15 protein-coding genes are annotated in these 19651 nt (G+C 69.0%); 3 read left to right on the top strand and 12 right to left on the bottom strand.

Features of this window, described 5'->3' with window-relative positions; translation table 11 throughout:
- Position 1: 1 nt before the first annotated feature.
- The 3 genes from I8J34_RS18330 to I8J34_RS18320 form a co-directional block, all read right to left on the bottom strand.
- Positions 2-187 (bottom strand): hypothetical protein, encoded by a 186-nt coding sequence (locus I8J34_RS18330; RefSeq protein WP_214363079.1) that lies wholly within the window; start codon positions 185-187, stop codon positions 2-4.
- 153 nt (positions 188-340) lie between these two features.
- On the bottom strand, positions 341-4495 hold the full coding sequence (locus I8J34_RS18325) for a PAS domain S-box protein (RefSeq protein WP_214363078.1): 4155 nt from the start codon (positions 4493-4495) through the stop codon (positions 341-343).
- 295 nt (positions 4496-4790) lie between these two features.
- The gene (locus I8J34_RS18320) at positions 4791-5591 is read right to left on the bottom strand and encodes an alpha/beta hydrolase (protein ID WP_214363077.1); all 801 of its coding nucleotides are present in this window, start codon (positions 5589-5591) and stop codon (positions 4791-4793) included.
- A 190-nt stretch (positions 5592-5781) separates the two neighbouring features.
- On the opposite strand from I8J34_RS18320, the gene I8J34_RS18315 reads away from it, so the two are divergent.
- On the top strand, positions 5782-5982 hold the full coding sequence (locus I8J34_RS18315) for a DUF2905 domain-containing protein (RefSeq protein ID WP_230411904.1): 201 nt from the start codon (positions 5782-5784) through the stop codon (positions 5980-5982).
- A gap of 32 nt (positions 5983-6014) precedes the next feature.
- On the opposite strand, the gene I8J34_RS18310 is transcribed toward I8J34_RS18315, so the two are convergent.
- Genes I8J34_RS18310 through I8J34_RS18295 form a run of 4 tightly spaced genes read right to left on the bottom strand, consistent with a single transcriptional unit; the run spans position 6015 to position 12030 of the window.
- Positions 6015-7898, bottom strand: coding sequence for a transglycosylase domain-containing protein (locus I8J34_RS18310; protein ID WP_214363076.1), 1884 nt, complete (start codon positions 7896-7898; stop codon positions 6015-6017).
- 49 nt (positions 7899-7947) lie between these two features.
- Positions 7948-9051, bottom strand: coding sequence for a tRNA nucleotidyltransferase/poly(A) polymerase-related protein (locus I8J34_RS18305; RefSeq protein ID WP_214363075.1), 1104 nt, complete (start codon positions 9049-9051; stop codon positions 7948-7950).
- A gap of 48 nt (positions 9052-9099) precedes the next feature.
- Positions 9100-10059: a complex I NDUFA9 subunit family protein gene (locus tag I8J34_RS18300; RefSeq protein WP_214363074.1), complete on the bottom strand. Its 960-nt coding sequence runs from the start codon at positions 10057-10059 to the stop codon at positions 9100-9102.
- A 51-nt stretch (positions 10060-10110) separates the two neighbouring features.
- Positions 10111-12030, bottom strand: coding sequence for a lytic transglycosylase domain-containing protein (locus I8J34_RS18295; RefSeq protein ID WP_214363073.1), 1920 nt, complete (start codon positions 12028-12030; stop codon positions 10111-10113).
- Between the two features lie 124 nt (positions 12031-12154).
- On the opposite strand from I8J34_RS18295, the gene I8J34_RS18290 reads away from it, so the two are divergent.
- Together I8J34_RS18290 and I8J34_RS18285 are read left to right on the top strand one after the other, a co-directional pair.
- A complete protein-coding gene (locus I8J34_RS18290; protein WP_214363072.1) occupies positions 12155-12730 on the top strand; it encodes a 5-formyltetrahydrofolate cyclo-ligase in 576 nt (191 codons plus the stop codon).
- Between the two features lie 133 nt (positions 12731-12863).
- Positions 12864-13511 carry a ceramidase domain-containing protein gene (locus I8J34_RS18285; protein WP_214363071.1) on the top strand — a complete coding sequence of 216 codons (648 nt, stop codon included), beginning with the start codon at positions 12864-12866 and terminating at the stop codon, positions 13509-13511.
- A 262-nt stretch (positions 13512-13773) separates the two neighbouring features.
- On the opposite strand, the gene I8J34_RS18280 is transcribed toward I8J34_RS18285, so the two are convergent.
- The 5 genes from I8J34_RS18280 to I8J34_RS18260 form a co-directional block, all read right to left on the bottom strand.
- The gene (locus tag I8J34_RS18280; protein WP_214363070.1) at positions 13774-13998 is read right to left on the bottom strand and encodes a hypothetical protein; all 225 of its coding nucleotides are present in this window, start codon (positions 13996-13998) and stop codon (positions 13774-13776) included.
- Positions 13999-14089: 91 nt separating this feature from the next.
- Positions 14090-15922 carry a T6SS phospholipase effector Tle1-like catalytic domain-containing protein gene (locus I8J34_RS18275; RefSeq protein ID WP_214363069.1) on the bottom strand — a complete coding sequence of 611 codons (1833 nt, stop codon included), beginning with the start codon at positions 15920-15922 and terminating at the stop codon, positions 14090-14092.
- On the bottom strand, positions 15919-16488 hold the full coding sequence (locus tag I8J34_RS18270; protein WP_214363068.1) for a DUF3304 domain-containing protein: 570 nt from the start codon (positions 16486-16488) through the stop codon (positions 15919-15921). Before I8J34_RS18270 ends, I8J34_RS18275 begins: the two co-directional genes overlap by 4 nt.
- Complete coding sequence (locus I8J34_RS18265) at positions 16485-17501, bottom strand: DUF4123 domain-containing protein (protein WP_214363067.1); 1017 nt, start codon at positions 17499-17501, stop codon at positions 16485-16487. Before I8J34_RS18265 ends, I8J34_RS18270 begins: the two co-directional genes overlap by 4 nt.
- Positions 17450-19651: type VI secretion system Vgr family protein (locus I8J34_RS18260; protein WP_214363066.1), on the bottom strand; the 2202-nt coding region annotated here is incomplete at its 5' end. The genes I8J34_RS18265 and I8J34_RS18260, both read right to left, overlap by 52 nt.

Below are 19651 nucleotides of genomic sequence, written 5' to 3'. Positions count from 1 at the left end.
CTCAAGACTGGTTGCGATACACCGTCTGCAGAAAGGCGTCGGCATCCTCGCGTGCGGCCTGCGGCGACGAGGGCGGATGGCTGTCGGGCTCGGGCGCCACCGCCTCGGGCTGGGGCAACCAGCCGGCGTCGAGGATCTCGTCTTCGTAGTCGGGGCCGGGCACCGCCGGCGCGGGAATCACGTCCATGGTCTCACCTGTCCGCTCTGACAGCGCCGCTGCATGCGGCACTTCGATGGTGGCGCGCACCGGCGCCCCATGCCAGGCAATAACGCACATTCGCGGGAAAACTGGAGGGTGCTCGCGCACGCCGGTCAAATCGCCGGCGCAGGCCGGGTGGCCTCAGCTCAGCTCGATCCGGTTTCGCCCTCCCGCCTTGGCCCGGTAGAGCGCCACGTCGCCGCGCGCCAGCAGGGTGTCGGGCGTCGGCTCCTGCGGATCGAACTCGGCAACGCCGATGCTGACGCTGATGGAGATCTCCCCCTTCGCCGCCGCCGGAGTCTGCGCGACGGCACGCCGGAACTGCTCGGAGAAGTGGCGCGCACCGGCGCCGTCCGTGCCGGTCAGCAAAATGGCGAACTCCTCGCCACCGAGGCGGCCGAACAGATCGATCCGCCGCAGGCGTTGCTGGGTCAGGCGGGCGAAGTGCTGCAGCACGGCGTCGCCCGTGGCATGGCCGTAGGTGTCATTCACCCGCTTGAAGTGGTCGATATCGAGCATCAGCAAGGTGGCCGGCTGCCCGAAGCGTTTGGCGCGCGCCAACTCCATCTCCAGTTGTTCGAGGAAGCGGCGGCGGTTGGCCACGCCCGTCAGCGCATCGGTGGTCGCCAGGCGCACCAGCTCCTGCTCCATCGCCTTGCGCTCGCCGATATCCTGGAAGACAACCTCGGCGCCGACGATCCGGTCGTCCTCGCGCAGCGGCGTCGCCGTCATGCTCACCGGGAAACGCTCGCCGCTCTTGCGGAGGAAGGCGTCTTCGGCCTCGCGGCGCACGCCATCGCGCAGGGCGACGGCGATCGGACAGCTCGCCTCGGCGTCGGGCGAGGCGTCCCGGTCGTGGACATGGAAGAGCGTGTGCGGATTCTGGCCCAGCACCTCCTCGCGCTCGAATCCGAGCATCGCCAGGGCGGCCGGATTGATGAAGGTGCAGCGCCCGTTGATGTCGACCCCGTAGATGCCCTCGCCGGCCGAGTTCAGGAGCAGCTCGTTCCATTGTGACAGACGCCGGATCTCGCCTTCGGCCTGCTTGCGCGCGCTGATGTCCATGGCCGTGCCGGCCACACGCACCGCCCGCCCGTCGGCCGAGCGCTCCACCGCCATGCCACGCGCCAGCACCCAGACCCAATGGCCCGCCGTGTGGCGCATGCGCACCTCGGCCTCGAGGTAGGGCGTCTCCCCTTTCAGGTGACGCACCAGCGCGTCGCGCATCACCGGCGCGTCCTCGGCCCGCACGAGCGAGGTCAAGGGCGAGCGCTCGGCGCTGAGTTCGCGCGCATCGTAGCCGAGCAGCCGGGTCCACCCTTCGCCGAAGGTTATGCGGCCGCTGGGAATATGCCAGTCGGTCATCGCCAGGTCGGCCCCCCTGAGCGACAAGGCGAGGCGCTCTTCGGCCTCGCGCCGCCGGGAGACGTCGCGCGTCACGGCCAGGATGAGACGGCCGCCGCCCGCCGCATCGTGAAGCGGCGCGGCATGGGTTTCCAGCCAACGGCGTGTGCCCCGGCGCCCCTGGAGCCGAAACTCCAGCGTCGCACTTTCGCCGCTCAGCACACGCTGGTTGAGGTGTTCGAAGGCGCCGCGAAAGCCGGGCTCGACGAAATTGATCAACCCGTGCGTGTTGATCTCATCGACGCTGTCCGCCTCCAGCATGGCCAGGCCGGCGCTGTTCATGGTTCTCACCACGCCATCGGCGCCGACCACCTTGACGCATTCGGGCTCGTTTTCGAGGATGGTCGACAGGAACTCCTTCTGCTCCCGCAACCGGGCTTCGGCCTGCCGGCGCTCGGTGATGTCCTCGACGATCGACCAGATCGACCGTTGGCCGTCGCGCCCGGTCACCAGCATGCCGGTGCACTGGACAGTGAGCCGGTCACCGTCCTTGCGGACGAGCGCCTTCTCGACCGGCGCAAAATAGCCGCTGCGCTCGAGCGCCTCGGCCCGGCGCCGATCGTCCGCCGCATCGGCCTCGAGGACCAGCGCCCGGTAGTCGAGCGCCTTCAACGCGTCTTCCGTGTAGCCGCAAATGCGCAGAAAGGCCGCGTTGAATTCAATGAAGCGCCCGGCCATGTCGCAGCGGACGATGCCCAGCGGCGACAGTTCGAACAGGCCGCGCAACTTCTCCTCACTCTCGGCCAGCGCCCGCTGGGCCTGGTTGCGCTCGATGGCGGCGGCCACCCAGCGCCCCAGCAGCAGCATGAACTCCTCGTCGCGCTCGTCGAAGACGCGCTCGTAGGCGACGGGCGAACTGAAGCTGAGGGTGCCGTACACCGCGCCGCCGACACGCAGCGGCACGCCGATGTAGGTTTCGAGGCGGAACGCCTGGTAGCACGGGTGGCCCAGATGGGCGGAGGCGCCCATGTGCGCAATGGCGAGCACCCCGTCCCGCGCGAGCGTCAGCGCGCAGTAGGTGTTGCCCAGCGAGAAGCGCTGACCCACGGCCAGGCAATCCGCCGGCGAGACATGGGCCGCCACGGTGTAGTCATCGCCATCGATATGGCTGACGATGCCGAACTCGACGCCGAAGTGCTTCGCACCGATCGACAGGATGGCGCTGAGTTCCTCCGGCAGACCGGCATGGTGCACGGTGCCGATCTCGTTGAGGGCCTGCAGGCTGACCAGCTGGCGCTGGCGGATCTCCTCGCTGCGCTTGCGCTCGCTGATGTCGGTGTGAGTGCCGATCAGGCGCAGCGCGGTGCCGTCGGCGGCACGGCTGGCCACCCTGCCGCGCGTCTGCAGCCAGCGCCAGCGCCCATCCCGGCCGCGTAGCCGGCACTCGCAGGTGTAGAGCGGCGCCTCCCCGGCCAGGTACTGCGCGAGAGCGGCATGCCGCACCGCCCGGTCGTCCGGATGCACGCGCTCGGCCCATTGGTCGATATGGCTGTGCGCGCCGTCCTCGCCCTCGTAGCCGAGGATCGCCATGTCGCGCTCCGAGAGGTAAAGCTCGCCGGTCTGCAGGTCCCAGTCCCAAACGCCGTCACGGGCACCTTCCAGGGCGAAGCGCCAGCGCTCCTTGCTCGCTTGCAGCGCCTCCTCGGCCTGCCGGCGGGCGTTCACATCGAGCATGGTGCCCGCCATGCGCACCGGCGCGCCACCGTGCGTGCGCTCCACCACCTGGCCACGCGCCTGCACCCAGGTCGGGCCGAACATGCCGTCCATGCGGAACTCGGCCTCGAACAGCTCGGTGCTGGCGGCCAGGTGGGCGGCCAGCTTGTGCGCGACCTCCGAGCGGTCGTCGGCATGGATCGTCTGCAACCAGTCGTCCCGCGTCACCCCCAGCTGTGCCGCCGTCACGCCCAGCGCCGCGCGCCAGTCGCCGGTGTAGGTCATCCGATCGGTGGGCAGATGCCACTCCCACAGGCCGAGCGCACCGCCGACGGTGGCCAGGGTCAGGCGCCGTTCGCTGGTGCGCAACTCGCCGACCAGCACGGTCAGCAAGACGGTGATCACCGTTGCCGTGGCCATGTAGCCCCACAGCATGGCCAGGCTCAGGTGCAGGTCGGCCGCGTAGAACGGGCCGCCACCGGCGGCCGTCGCCCACACCGCCTGCGCCGACAGCAGCAGCGCGGCGGTCGAGGCAACCGTCGCGCCGCCGCGAATCGCCAGCCACGAGAGCAGGAAGAAGGGCAGATAGAGGAGCGGGTTGGCCGGCTTGCCGACCGCATCGCCGAGAAAGAGCCAGGCGCCGGTGCCCAGCGTCAGGAGCAGGATGGCCCCCACTTCGCCACCCCGCGCCCCGAGCCACACGTCGCGCCAGCTGCTGCGGCTCGCCGTGAGCAGCGGGATGCCCACCACCAGGGCGCCCATGGCATCGCCCAGCCACCAAGTGCTCCAGGCCGCGCCGAGCGCGGACGTCGGCAGCAGGCCGGCCAGCCAGAGTTGCGCGACACCGTTGCCGGCATTGAGGGCCATGCCGGCGGCGACACCGATGACCAGGTAGCGCACGAGATCCCGGCGCGCCGGCAAGTCGCAGTCGAACCCCTGCCCGCGCAACAGGCGGGCGGCCAGCCACGGGCCGAGCGTATTGCCGGCGGCGATGCCTGCCGCCAACTCGACGCTGCTGCCCACCGACAGATTGACGCCGAAGGCACCCAGCCAGATGGCCGGCCACAGCGAGAGATTCCAGCGCAGCAGCGCCGCCAGCGCGATCCCCGTCGGAGGCCAGATGAGACTGATGTGCGATCCGATATAGGGCACCGTCAGCCCGATGCGACCACCCACGACATAGGCCGCCAGGACCACCACGAAGCGAAACAACCACACCCGACGGCTCGACTCCGACATGCCCCATCAGCCCGTAGAAATATGCAAAAAGCACTACCGACGAATCGGCGCCCCCGAGGCCTGCCGGCCGTGGCTTCCGATACCCTGCCAACATCGCCCATCAGGCAAGCGAATGCCTACCCAATCCTTGACCTGGCGCAAGAACGACGGGTTTTCGGCGAATCGCGCAGGATAGAGCCTCCCGGCGAGCGGGACAAGCGTTCGCCCGCCTTCCGGCGGCGCTGACGGCCTAGTACTTACGAGGTGTATTGAATCGGCCGGCCCGACCCGCCGGCATTGGATTGCCGGTCGGCGCCTAGAGCACCGACTGCAGCCATGCCCGCATCCGCTCGGCCACGCTTTCCCAGTCGCGTTCGAGCATCATCGCGTGGCCCATGCCGGGGAAGATCTCCTCGCGCAGGCCATACACCGAGCTGGTCATGCGCACCAGCGACGGGGGGATCAGCTCGTCATGCTCGGCGCCGAGGATGAGCATCGGTACGCGTGCCATGCGCGAGGGCAGCGGCAGGTTGAACAGGGTCATGTCCCAGATGGCGCGATGGCTCTCCGGCTGCGAGAGGGACAGGTAGCGGCGCATGTCCTCGTCGGCCACGGGCTGGTAGAACAGCGCATCGCGCAGCGTGGCGGCATGCGCCTCGCCACCGCCGAGAAGGCGGTTGAGGTCCTGCAGCAGCATGGGCTTGCGAAACATCAGGCCGAGCGCCGAGGTCCACAGCCCCTGCGGCGGCACCGAGGCCATCAGCACCGCGGCCGGCGCTTCGGTGCGTTCGAGGTATTTCTGCACCACCATGCCGCCCATCGAATGGCCGATCAGTGCCGGCGCCGCTGGCAGGCCGCCCACCACTTCGGCCACGTCGTTCACGTAGTCGTTCAGGCTGTAGCTGTCGAGCCCATCGCGCCGACGGCTATGGCCATGGCCCGACAGCGACACCGCATAGCAGGAAAAACCGGCCTCGGCGAACCAGGGCATGAAATGCTCCTGCCAGCACCATGCTGCCGTATAGGCGCCGTGCACGAACAGCAACGGGACCGGATGGGCCTCGCCCTCGGGGGCACAGGCCAGCACTTCAAGCTCACCGAATCGATGTCGGTTCATCGCACTTCCTTCTGGGCACGCGGCACGAAAGCGCCGCCGCGGCAAAAAACTGGGACACCAACACGGCGGTGTCACACCGCCGAACACCCGTCACGGTAACGGATCGCGGCCGTCCCGGCCATGCCAAAGTGCCTTGGCAAGCGGCGGACAATCCGTTGTAATCGCCCCTTCTTCCGGCTGGAACGGCGGCATGTTGCTCAAATGGCTGGTTTCGATCGTGATCGTGGTGGCACTGCTCGGCGGCCTGCAGCCCTTGCTGGCGCGCTATTTGCCGCTCGGTCGCCTGCCGGGCGACATCACCGTCCAGCGCAAGGGGCAGCGCTGGTATCTGCCCTTTACCTCCACCGTGCTGATGTCGCTGCTGGCCTGGCTGATCCTGCGCTGGCTGTAGGCGCGGTGCCTTGATCATCCGACGCACCCCGCTCAACGCCCGCGCACCGCGACGCTGATCCGGTCCAGCCGTTCGCCGCGCGCATCGACCAGCTCGATCACCCGCAGACCGGGCTGGGGAATCACCACCGCGGTGCCGCCACTGCCCACCTCGCGCCCGTCCAGCCGCCAGCGCAGCCGCGGATCATCGATCGAGGCGCGCAGCAGCACCCCCTGCCCGGCGGGCAAGGCACGCAGATCGATGATGGCGCGCGCCGCCGGCGCGGCGATCCGCGCGCTCAGCTGCGGCGGCGTGACCACAGGCACCGCCGTGCCGGCCAGGAACCATTCGTCACGTGCCGGCTCGACCGGCGGGTCGAAACGCACCGGGCGGCGCAGCACGCCGGCCGGCACCACCCGCTCGGCCGGCCACGGGCCGTCGGCCGCCAGCTGATCGGCCAGCCAGGCGCGCACCTCGATCAGCGCCGTCGGCCCGGTCTCCATCCACACCGCGATGCTCACCTCGGCATTGGCCCCGGTGGCCCAGGCGGCGCGGCCGGGTGTCACCATCTGCGCCATCACCGGGTCGAACAGGTCGCGGCCGATGAAGGCGGCGCCGGCCGACACCACCGGTGTGGCCGCCCGCTCGGCGCCAGGCAGCCATGCCGGCGCACGCCAGTGCCCGTCGGTGGCCAGCAGACGCGTGAGGGCGGCCAGCCGGGGCAGGTCCAGCGCCTGAGCCGACAGCGGCAGCGCCGGGCCGTCGGCCTCGGCTTGGTGCCGGATCAGCTCGGCCATGGCCCGCGTATTTTCCTCGGCCGCCGCCCGACGCAGGCTGAGCCACTGCGGCGCCTCGCCATCGCCGTCGCCATTGAGCAGGCTGGCGGCGGTCACCCCGCGCCGGTCGATGGCACGCGCACACTGCAAGGGCCACAGCATCGAGCCGGCCGGATAGGTGAAGGCGGTGGCATCGGCATGGGCCGCGCTGAGCCCGCCGATGTCGGCCAGCACCGCCCCGGTGGCGTTGTCGATCACGACCACCGCCGCACGCGCCGGCGCCGCGGCCTGCAACGCGGCCTGCATGCGCCGTTGCCACCGGGCGTCGAGCAAGGTGGCCACGTTCGCCCCCGGTTCGCGCAACAGGCGCGCGGCCAGATGGGGCGCCAGCGTCCAGCGCGGCGTGAGCAGCACCGGGTCCATCGCCGCAGCCATCGCCTTGACCTGCTCGCAGCCCGCCGGGCTGCCGATGCGCGCCACCAGCGCGCAGGCGCGGCGGATGAGCACGGCCGGCGAGGCGCCCGGCCCGCGCAGCAAGGCGGCCAGTACCGCCGCTTCGGGGCGCTCAAGGGCGTCGGGCGTTTTGCCCGCCAGCGCCCAGGCGGCGGCCGAGATGCCGCGCAGACGGCCGCGGAAAGGCGCCAGGTTGAGATAGGCCTCGAGAATCTGCGCCTTGCTCCAGCGCGCTTCGAGCGCCTGCGCCGCCAGCGCCTGGTCCCACTTCTGCTCCAGCGTGCGACGCCGATGGCCGCGGCTGGCCGGCTGCAGGGCCGGGTCGAGCAGGCCGGCCAGCTGCATGCTCAGGGTCGAGGCGCCGCGCGCATGTTCGAACCACAGGTTCTGCACCGCGGCAGCCGCCACGGCACGCCAGTCGATGCCTTCGTGCTGGTAGAAGCGGCGGTCTTCGGCTTCGAGCAGGGCTTCGACCATGGCCGGCGACAACGCATCGAGCGCCACCCAGTCGAGCCGGTCGTCCTCGAAGCGCAGCTGCCGCTCGGCCAGCGGCTCGCCATAACGGTCGACCAGTCGCGCCGTGCTGCTCACATGGGCGGTGCGCACCTCGGCGAAGGCGGGCACGACCTGCGGCTCGGCCTGTGCCGACAGGCACGGCGCCAAGCCCATGACCACGATGCACGACAGATGTCCCGCCCAGCGTTTCATGGCCGCCAGTGTGGCACGGCCGCCCCCCGCTTGCGTGTGAGCAATGGTGTCAGCCACGGCCTGCGGCGGCGTCGGCGGCCTCGATGGCGGCACGCCGGGCGGCGTGGATGGCGGCGGGAATCGCCGACTTGTCGGCACACCCGCGCGCCACCGCACCGCCATCGATCGACTGCGCCGCCGCCAGCGTGGCCTGCCAGCGCGCCACCGCGGCCGGCGGCACGGGATGGGCGCAGGGCGCCGCTTCGAGCAGGGTGAGGAGGCGCTCGGGGCGGCGGAAGGCGTCGCAGCGGGCGAGCAGGTCGAGCCGGGCGGCGGCCGAGCTGGCAGTCGCCAGGGTTTCGCCGTCGCGCGCCAGGATCACCGCCTGGTCGCGGCAGGTCAGCGGCACCTTGAGGCGGGCGCTGGCCGACTCGGCGGCATCCACCGCATGGCCGACCAGCAGCGCCCAGCGATGCGGCTGCGGCAGATCGCGGGCCACGGCGCAGCGCAGCACGGTGGGCAGCAAGGGGTCGATGCGCCGGCGCGCCACCACCTCGGGCAGGCAGCGGGCCAGCGCGCCGCAGGCGTCGAGCACCTCGATCATGCGCATCGGCGCTGGCGCCATCAGGCCGCGCGAGATTTCCTGCCACACGCGCTCGGGCACCAGGTGGTCGACCTCGCCGCTGTCGACCATGCGGCGCATCAGCGCCAGCGTCTCGTCGGCCACGGTGAAGCCCTCGAAGCGGGCGGCGAAGCGCGCCACACGCAGGATGCGCACCGGGTCTTCGGCGAAGGCGGGGCTGACATGGCGCAGCACCTTCGCGGCCAGGTCGCGCTGGCCGCCGTAGGGGTCGACCAAGCTGCCGTCTTCGGCGCGCGCCATGGCGTTGATGGTCAGGTCGCGGCGCAGCAAATCCTCGTCGAGCGTGACGTCCGGTGCGGCATGCACCGTGAAGCCGGTATAGCCGTGGCCGCTCTTGCGCTCGGTGCGGGCCAGCGCGTATTCCTCATGCGAGTCGGGATGCAGAAAGACCGGGAAGTCCTTGCCCACGGGGGTGAAGCCGCGCGCCAGCATGGCCTCGACGGTGGCGCCGACCACCACCCAGTCCCGGTCCTGCACCGGCAGGCCGAGCAGCTCGTCGCGCACGGCACCGCCTACGATGTATGTCTTCATGCGCCTGTTCAGCGAAGGCAAAGCGGCATTATCGCCGCATGCGCGGCGTCAGCGCACGGCCCGGCGTCGATTGACGAAGAAACGCCGCCGCCCGGGGTGCGGGCCGAGGTAGGACGGTGCCACCGCTTCGAGCGCGGTCGGCGTCCAGCCGAAGGGCAGCGGCGGCCGGCCGGTGATGTTGTCGACCCGCATCGAGCGCACGTTGTCGCGGCTCATCATCGGGTTGGGCGCCAGCTCCAGCAGCCGCGCCTGGATCAGGGCCAGCCCTTCGGGGAGGGGGATCACCCAGGGCCGATGCCCCACCTGCTCGCCGACAAAGCGCACCAGCTCGGCCAGGGTGTAGATGCGCGGGCCGGCGACGTCGAAGCACTGGCCGACCGCGTCGGGGCGGGTCAGGCTGGCGACCACCACTCGCGCCACATCCTCCACCCACACCGGCTGGAAGCGGCAGCCGGCGCCGCCCAGCGGCATCACCGGGGTGATGCGCACCAGGGAGGCGAAGAGGTTGAGGAAGCTGTCCTCGCGGCCGAACATCACCGAGGGACGCAGGATCGTCCAGTCGAGCGGCGGCTCGGCACCGCGGATCACCGCCTCGCCGGCGGCCTTGGAGCGCTGGTATTGGGACGGACCCTCGGCGTCGGCGCCGAGCGCGCTGATGTGCACCAGCCGCGACACGCCATGGCGCTGGCAGGCCGCCACCAGATGCGTGGGGATGTCGACATGGGCGCGCCGGAAGGCCGGCCCGTAGGGCGAGCCGGACGACGAGTGCAGCACCCCGACCAGGTTGATCGCCGCGCCAACGCCACGCATCAGCGCATCGAGCGTGCCCTCGTCCGACACATCGGCCTCGACCACGTCCACCGTCGGTAGCACCAGCAAGTGCCGCGCCCGGTGGCGATGGCGGGTCGGCACACACACGCGATAACCCTCGGCGGCCAGCCGGGCCACCACCGCATGGCCGACGAAACCGCTGCCGCCGAGCACCAGAATGACTTTCGATCGATCCATCCGTCTGTCTCCCTCCAGTCTGTGCGGACGGCGCCCGCAGACGCCGCCGGTTCAGCGCGGGGCGACCTGACCCAGGCGCGCGCTGAGCGACTGCGCCGTGCCGTCGATCAGGGCGCCGTAGATCACCGCGTTGGCCATCACCTTCTTCACATAGTCGCGGGTTTCGTCGAAGGGGATGGTCTCTACATAGATCGCCCCATCCAGCGTCCGTTCATCGCGCCAGCGGCGGGCCCGCCCAGGGCCGGCGTTGTAGCCGGCGGCGGCAAGCACCGGGTGGTCGTCGAGCCCGTCGAGCACGATGCGCATATAGCTGGTGCCCAGCAGCACGTTGGTGTCGGGCTCCTGCAGGCGGCTGCGCCGGTAGTCGCTCATGCCGATCTTCTTGGCCACCCAGCTGCCGGTGGCCGGCATCACCTGCATCAGCCCCTGGGCGCCGACCGGCGAGGCGGCGCGGGTAACGAAGCGGCTTTCCTGGCGCATCACGCCATACACCCAGGCCAGATCCAGGCCCTGCGCGCGGGCATGCGGCTCGATCAGTTCACGATAGGGCGTGAGATAGCGCAGGCCGAAGTTGCGCTGCCGGTCCACCGCCTCGGCGGTATTGATGGCACGGTCGTAGATGTGTTCGTCCAGCGCCAGCCGCGCGGCGGCGATGCGAAAGTCGGGGTCGGCATCGCGCAGGCGCCAGTTCCACTCGCGCACCCCGTCGATATGCATGTCGAGGCGGAACAAGGCCAGCGCACGCCGGATGTCGGGGTCAGCCGACACCGTCGCCCGCGTCTCGGCGGCCAGCGTCTGGTCGGGCGGCGGGGTGAAGGGTCGGCCCAGCGCGTCGTCGGCCAGCATGCCGTAGAAATCCGCCGACCCGGCCACCCGTTCGAACAACAGCCGCGCACCGTCGGCGTCGCCCAGGGCCTGCTCGGCGCGGGCCAGCCAGTAAGTCCAGATGCCCTCGCCGCGCTGCTCGGCCGACATCGCCTGAATCGCCTGGCGCACCGCCTTCCAGTCGCCCTGGCGCAGCCCGGCGCGCACCTGCCAGGCCCGTTGCTCGGCCGCCATGTTGACCTTGCCGGCCGCCCGGAACCAGCGCACCGCCTCGGGCAGGTGATCCTGCGCGCCGCGCCAGCCCAGCAGGATGTAGCCATAGGCGCGATCGGATGCCGTCAGCGCATCGTTGAAGCGGGCGAAGCGCGCATAGGCCGCACGCGGGTCGTTCACCGCCAGGCGGCCGAGCGCGCCGAGCATCAGCTCGACATCGGCGCGGCGCCGGGCAAAACCGGGGCGCAGGTTGTCCAGATAGCGCGCCGGGTCTTTCAGCATGGCCTTGAGTTCGGCGGCGCTCGGCGCCTCGCCGGCCGGCAGACCGCGCACGATAAGCTCGAGATCGCTCGGGCGGCGCCCGTTCATTTCGTCGCGAAAGCGCACCCAGATGTCGTCGGGCGCCAGTCGCCCGGCATCGGCCAGGCGGCCGACCAGGGTTTCGCAGGCCTCGGCGCGCAGACTCAGGCGCATCCATTCGGCCGCCGCCTCGTCCAGCGCGCTGCGATCGCCGATACGCTCGCGCGCCAGCCAGTGCTGGCAACGCTGGCCGTCGGTGGGCGCGGCCAAGCCGCCCCAGGCACCGATGAAGCCGATCCAGTTCTCGTCCTTGGCCAGCCGCGCCAGCCAGGCGCTGCGCAAGCGGTCGGCCAGCACGCTGCCGGCGTAGCGGGCGAGAAAGGCTTCGATGCGCGCGGTGTCGGGCGGCTCGGGGCGCGCCAGCACGTTCTGCAGATGCCAGAACTTCACATAGCGCTCGAGCAGATGCGGCGAGCGGCCGGCGGCGAGCTGATCGAGGGTGGCCCGGTCACCGGTGCGCAGGGCCTCGCGCGCGGCCAGGATCCGTTCATCGCCGCTGGGCACCTGCGCCCATACCGCACTCACCCACATCATGCCCAGCCACAGCATGCCCCAGCCTTTTGCCGCCTTCATCGCTTACTATTCCTTCGCACCATCCGCATGGGACGGGCTGCCACGTGTATTCCCGGCCTCGCTGGACCGACCCCACTTACTCTACACGGCCTGTGCCGCAAAAAAACCTGCTCTGGATAACCCCATGGAGATTCAACGCAAACAGCTGCGTGACGCGGCCATCCGCACCCGCGAACAGCTTGCCGCCACCGACCGCGCACCGCTCGAAACGGCCGTACAAACCCATGTCGCCGCCCTGCTCGACCGCCTCGACATCCATCGCCTGGCCTTTTGCTGGCCGTATCGCAGCGAGCCCGATCTGCGCCCGGTGGTGGTCGACTGGCTCGACGCCGCCCCCGGCCGGCAGGCCGCGCTGCCGGTGATGGTCGCGCCCGCCCGCCCGCTCAAGTTCCGCGAGTGGACACCGGCCAGCGCGATGGTTCCCGACATGCATGGCATTTTCATCCCCGCCGACGGCGCCGAGCTGACGCCCGAGCTGCTGCTGATCCCGCTCAACGCCTTCGACGCCGCCGGCTACCGCCTGGGCTACGGCGGCGGCTACTTCGACCGCACCCTGGCCGCCCTGTCGCCGGCGCCGCGCACCGTCGGCGTCGGCTTCGAACTGGGCCGGGTCGACACCACCCATCCCCAGCTGCATGACCACCCGATGCACTGGATCGTCACCGAAGCCGGCATCCACCCGGTCGGGGGCGGCGCATGAGCGTGCCCGCCCGGCCGCCCGAAGGGTGCGCGACCCTCCCCCGGGGAGGTCGTCGCGCCAGCGACGGGAGGATTGTCCTGAGCGTGCCCCTCCCGCAGGGAGGACGCCGCGCCGGCAACGGGCCAGTCATCCCATGACCTGGCGCGCACCGCTGGACCTCTACTGCGAGCGCACCGACCCCGGTCTGTGGGCCGAGCCGGTCAACGCGCTCACCAATCTGGCCTTCGTGCTCGCCGCCGCCCTGCTGCTGCGCCGCATGGACCGCCGCACCCCGGCCGACCTGCGGGCCCTGGCCGGCCTGATCGGTGCCGTCGGCATCGGCAGCCTGGTGTTTCACACGGTGGCCGAGCGCTGGGCCAGCGTGCTCGACGTGGCGTTCATCGCCATTTTCGTGGTGGTATTCCTGCACCGGGCGCTGGTGCGCCTGCACGGCTGGCACAACGGCGCCGCGGCTGCGGCCGTGGGCGCCATGCTGGTGACCAGCGCGGCCATCGCCATCGCGGTACGTGTGCCGGCGCTCAACGGCTCCGAACTCTATCTCGGCCCCTGGCTGGCGCTGATCGCCCTCGCCGTGCCGAAGCGCCCGGCCGCGGCCGCCGGCCGATTGCGCGCCGCCGCGGCGCTGTTCGGCCTGTCGGTGCTGTTGCGCAGCGTCGATCTGACGATGTGCGAGCACTTCCCGCTCGGTACCCATTTCGGCTGGCATGTGAACAACGCGCTGGTGCTGTGGTTCGCCATGCGCGGGCTGCTGAGCGCGCCGACGCCGGCCGAGCGCGGGTGAGGCGGTCGACGATGCAATCCCTGCCCTTGCGCCTCACACCCGGCCAGGACCTGCGCCGTGCGCTGGAACAGGTCGTGCGCGACCACGGCGGGCAGAACACAGTGCTGCGCGGCGCCCACCGGAGCTTCCTGCCTGTCGGACGCTGCAGAACATCTACGGCGAACACACGTCAAGGCATCATGACAAGCTCAGGCTCGGCCCCGCTCGGATTCCTGCATAGCCTTGCGTTATCGACACCTCTGTCCCCGACACGTCTAAAAATCTACTGAACGTGGTACCCCGGCGAGGTTTCCAGAACGATCGCCCCGGTCTCCAGGAGCGCCTTGATCCCCATCACCAGCTGGCCCGACGCCGACGGGGAAAAGATCAGCCTCATCAGAACCGCCTCCGACGAACCCATGAGCCCCTGGAAATAATGCAATTCGATATCGCCCGTCGGCCGCACCTTCAGCACCATGGGCGCATCCACGGATAGATCGACGGTCATGTTTCGTTCAAGGTTTCGATGTTCGCTCACGGGTCTTCCTTGTGTTCCGGTTGCATGTCGTCACGCCCGACAGATCCAGGTGGATGTCCTGTCAGCGCCCATCGAACACTACCCGGCAACGCACATGCCCGTCGCTCTCCCGCCGGGTGTCGGTCATGGCCTTGACGGTGCGCTCGGTGAAAAAGTCTTCCATATCCAGCAGGTCTTCGTAATCCGAATCGTGCATCACCGGAAAGCTGCCAGGCGCCCTGGCATCCTCGGCGAGTATGCGCTGCTCGAATGCGGTGAGCGCCTTGCCGCGACGCTGCTTTTCCTTGGCCAGTTGAAGCTTCTCGGCCTTGTCGTACGCGCCCAGCGGGCCAGCGAGATAGAACGAGGCGTGCGAGTCGTGCACATGCTCGTCGAAGAAGGCATGCACCGGTTCGGGTACCTCGTGGATACGCGCCGTCTCGTCGATGGCCGCCTGGTAGACCGGCGACAGCGGCACGGGGCCAGGCTGGCGGCCGGGCATGGGGTGCGTCGCGCGGCGCCGGTCGATGTCGTCCTTCAGGCGCTTGCGCTGCATCACCCGCGCCATGTCGCGCTGGAAATCCCCCTCGCTCGCCGCCAGGTCTTCCCGGTCCTGCGCGTTGGCGCGCTGATAGCTGACCAGCGTCTTGAACTGCGGCGCGACCCGTAGCCGCCACCGCCAGTACAGCCGCATGTGCTTGAACAACAGGTCTTCGACCTTGGCTGTGGAACCGCTGGACCAGATGGCGTAGTCGCGGAAGCGGGTGGCGAGAGAGGGGGCGATTTTGAGGTCGTCGACAGTCGCTTTCTTACCTGCGGCTTCAAGTATTGATGTATCCAACAACGGAACCCCCGACTTCCGCGCTTCCAAATACATATTCACCAGCGGCACCTGCGATGCGAGTAGCGCCCGATGGCCCGGCGCCTTGCCCTGTTCGCCCGGTGCATATCCACCGCCGACATCTGAATGTGCCCCGGGATAGACGATTTCGACGCAGTTGGCCGGATAGGTCGCGCCATCGCGCGCGGTACTGAGCGGGAAGGACTTGCGGATCTCGTGCGCTGCCACATAGTGCACACAGCGCTCGATGGCCGGTGAAATGGCCATGGTGCCGTCCGCCCAGTCCATCAAGCCATCACCACCGATGGGCGAAGAGTCCGCCAGTCCCACCGAGGCGACCGTATCGAACAGCCCCATGAACTGGAAGCGGATCGGAATGCCACAAAAAGTGTAGCCGCCGCCCTCGGACTTGCAGCATTCGAGAACCCAATTTACCCAGGCGCGGGCTTGCGCCGCACCGCGCGAGAAGCCGAAGACCGAGACGTTGATCAGTGTGATTTCCGGTTTCTGGTGTGCGATGGATTGCCTCAGGCGCCGCTCGGTCTGTTGGAAAAAGGCCCGCCGTTTGCCGGAGAATACTGTCCAGCCGTTCTTGAGGATGTCTGGATTGCGGATGGAGGCTTTGGCTTCGCCGGCCGCTATGAGGTTGCGGCCATAGATGGCCCAATTGACTGCGTTGTAGAGCTGGATCATGGCCCAATACAAGCGGGCTTCTCCGCCGGTTGCCATGGATTTCCCGCTGGATGATTCAGTTATCTCGCCGATCTCTGGGAAAGCCGTTCCCACACCAGGGACGTAGTAGGCGTAATAGCCTTCTTTTCGTTCATCTCGAAACGCATCATGCAGTACGACAACATTGGAGTGACTGCGCGCGTTCGGATCCGGGATCAGCTCCTGATCGCGGCGCTTGTTGTTATTGGTGCCGTCAAAGAACATGCCGACCCAGATGGTCTGCCGGCAACTGAGTTTCTTCGTGTCGGCGATGCAACTGTAAGCGGCAACTCGCTGAGCTTGCTCTCGGGCAGACAATGCGCGCAGACCAGGAAGGTTTGTTGGGGGCGTAGTGGCGCTCATGGCTCCATGAACCTCTTCATTTCCGCGTCTGTGAATGGGCGCTGGTCGATGTCTCCGAGTTTGGAGAGGAGTCTTGACGGATGGCCAGCGTGCCAGGGGCTCTTATCCGTCACGTAGATTTTGATTTCATCGTAGGGCAGGAAGAACACCTGGGTTTCGTCAAGCACGTCGTACGGTTCGATGGGGACGGTTTTCTTGAGGATTTTCATGGGCCAGTCCCCCTTCATTCCTGCGCATTTACTGTGGTTGTTTTCATTGACGCCGCCGCAATCGCTTCGCCGCCACTCGACCGTCACCTGCAACCCCTCATGCCACTTTCGCGGAATCATCACGCAGCACACCGAACCGCCGCCGCTGCCGATGCCGACGCCGCTACCCCAGACGCCGTCGACATAGAATTCTTGAATACCCTCCGAGCTGAAGTTGTAGCGCGACAAGGAACTGGCCGCGACATTCGGATCGGGCCGGTCGTCATTGGTGACATCGCAGGCCGTCAGTGTCAGCAGGGCGAACAGGGCGATAAAGCGCTTGATCCAGCGGTCGCAGGAGATAAGCCGGTGAGTCATGGGTGCTCCGAGGCTGAGGCCTTGGCGGAATGCTCTGCCAGGGCTTCGATTTGATTCCAGATGTCATCATTCCATCCGGCCACCGCATCGGCAAAGCGTTTCGAGCCGCTACGGGTAGCGTCGAAGGTCGCTGCCAGCGCCGGGAGGGTATGAAAGTGCTCCGATGCGCTCCAAGCGAGCGTGATGAACTGGCGTTGATCTGGGGCGTCGTCGATGCCATGTGTGCGGGCGATGTCGAGCAGGGCATCGAGCCGGCGCCACAGCGTGGCTGGATCCGCCGTGGGAATGATCTCGGGGGACTGGTCGTGGAGGTCGTCGAAGAGCGTATCTGCTTCCGCGGCTTGCATGAGCGTGCCGAACTGTGCGTCATCAAAGTGGATGCGCGTTTCGTCATGGCGCGGAGCGGCGGAGTCGGTCGGCGTGAAGTCGATCGACTCAAGTGTGCCATCGCGCCCCACCCATGCCCAGCGGCGAATCGTGCGGGCGAGCCATGCGCTCTGCGTTGGGTCGAGCACGCTGAGCACATTGGGCAGGATTCGCGTGTCGGCATAGCGGCAGTAGAGCCGTGTGTCGTCCGTGCCCTGGGCGTCGGCCAGCCACTGCAAGCCACGAAGATCTGGCACGCCGGCATGCGTCGTGATTTCGAGCACCGACAGTGCGGGGCGAGCGTCGGTGGTGCCGGTCAGGCGGGCGAGCGCGGTCGAGTCGATGGCGGAAAGCGCGAACAAGCGCGGCCCCAGTTCGCCATAGGCTTCGTAGTCAGTGCCTGCGAGCAGTTCGATCGACGGCCCGGCCAAACGTTCGAGCCGACCGTGCGTCGTGGGTTCGAGCATGCTCATGTCGATCAGCGCATAGGGCGAATGCGTTTCGTCGCCACATTGCGCCAGCCACTGCGATAGGTGCGGCGCAAGACTGCCGCCATGGGTGTTCTGAAGAAACCGGGTCATGGCGTCGTCCTTCCTTACTGCATCGTGGCAAACGGTGAGCCGGCCTTCATCGCCGCGAGCAGACATGCCTTGCAGACGGTTTGCGGAAAGGTCGGCAAACCGTACTCCTCCCGCACCGGCCCACTAAAACTCTTCTTGCTCGCATGCACCGTGATCGTCCCCGGGCACTCGACGGTGATCCCCCCGTCGATGGTGATGCTCGCGCCACCTTCGACGGCCAGCACGATGCGTTTGCCGGCCGCGAAGTCGATGTGCTCGGTGATCGAGCTGAGTGTCACCTCGTCCTTGGCCTGGAACTTCATCTCGTCGCTTTGCGCCTGCATCTCGATGTCGTCCTTCGCCGCGATCATCGTGATGCCGGCGCCGTTCTCGCCGGGGCCGATGGCGCCGGCGACGAGGCCGATGGCCTGGCCGGTGTGGATACGCGCTTTGCCGGCGACGGCCAGGTTGGTGTCCTCGCCGCTCATCAGGTTGAGCGTCTCGCCGTTACTCAATTGCAGATGCCCGCCGGCGACGAGGCCGAGGCCGGCGCGGGCGGCCAGGACGATGGCCGCGTCGGTGAGATGGGGCAGCTTGCCGGCGGTGGCGGTGTTCTTCTGGCTGGCGTCGGCGAGCGCAGCGTCGAAGTCGGTGCCGTCTGCCATGCCGCGGGCGACGGTGTGCAGGGCCTTGAGCGGGGCGGCGTTCGGGTCGAGGGTGCTTTGGTTGGCGCCGGTTGAGCCGATGGCGGCGGCGAGTGGCACGGTTTGGTGGGTGGTGGCGGCTTTGGAGAGGGTTTGGGCCAGGGTGTCGGCCTGGCCGAGCAGGGCGGCGGCGGGGGCCATGTCGCCGGCCGGCTCGGCGTCGGTGGGCTGGGCCCAGGTGGTGAGCGTGATGCCGCGCGCGGCGCGTAGCGCCCCCCAGGCGTCGGTGCGAAGCTCGGCGCCGGTGCCCCTGAAACTGCCGCGGTAGTTGTCGGCCTGGTGGATGAGGTGGCCGAGGTTGAGCTGCGAGGCGTATTGGGTGCTGTGCAAGGCGGCGCGCTGCTGGTTGTCGGTGTCGTCGAAGACGAGTTGGTTGTGACCGGCGAAACGGCCGTGGGCGCCGAATTCCTTGGTGCGGATGCCACTGAGGGCGGCGCTGTGGCGGTGTTCATTGGCGGCGGCGCCGTGCCAGGCGGGGCTGTTGCCCGCAGTGAGGTTGCCTTGGGCGGCAGGGGCGTGGTCGGTGGCTTGCTCGAAGACGCTGCGGTCTGCGGCTTGGGCGTCGGCGCCGCCGGGGGTGGGGGTGATGCCGCCTTCGCCACGGCCGTTAAAAAGTCCACCAAGCACTGTCGGCCTGTCGATGTCCCCGCCCAGGAATGTGACGAGGACTTCCTGCCCGATGCGCGGGAGCATCTGCCAGCCCATGCCGGGGCCGGCCTGGCGGGTGCCTACGCGCACCCAGCAGCTGGAGCAATCGTCGGGGGTGTTGCCCTGTTGCCACAGGAAGCGCACCTTGATGCGCCCGAGCCGGTCGCACCAGATCTCGTCGGCGCCGTTGGGGCGGGTTTCGCCCTGGGGGCCGACGACGATGGCGCTGGTCGGGCCGTTGGCGGTGGGGCGCGGGTTGAGCCGGGCGCCGGTATCGTCGGTGAGGCGGGGGCGCCAGGGCAGGTGCGCGGGCAGCGCGTCGAAGCTGTTGGCGTAGCCGCGCGCGGCGGCCAGGGCGAGCACCTCGGAGAGGCCCGCGGCGTTCAGCGACTTGGGGGCGCGTTGCGGGGCGGCGCCTTCGTTGCGGGCGGTGTCATGGTCGGAGCTGGGGCGTGAGTCGCTCGGGGGGCCGATGAGTGGGTCGATGAATGGGTCGCCCAGAGGGTAGTCCAGTGAGTTGATGAGGGCATCGGTGAAGCCGTCAGCGAATGGGTCGGCGCGTGAATGGTCGGGCGCGTCGTCGAGCGAATCGTCATGAAACAGCTCGGCGGCGCCGAGGCGGTGGGCGATGGTGGCCATCGGCGCGGCGCCCAGGTTGTTGATGCCGATGTGGGTGACTTGGCGCACGGCGAAGCGCGGAGGTTCGGCACTGTCGTCGGGGGGCGCGCCGCCCGGCCCGCGCGGGGTGGCGGTGAGCGCGCGCGGGGCGTCGAGCAGGTCGACATGCGTGCCGGGGCGCAGGCTGCGCACGGTGCCGCGCCCGACGAAGGTGGTGTGGCGCGCTTCGAGCGCTTCCATCATCAGGCGTGCGTAGCGATCGGCCTC

This window comes from Denitromonas iodatirespirans, assembly GCF_018524365.1.
Taxonomy (GTDB): Bacteria; Pseudomonadota; Gammaproteobacteria; order Burkholderiales; family Rhodocyclaceae; genus Nitrogeniibacter; species Nitrogeniibacter iodatirespirans.
Note: the sequence above shows the minus strand (reverse complement) of the source record. Positions and strands in the feature narration are given on the sequence as shown.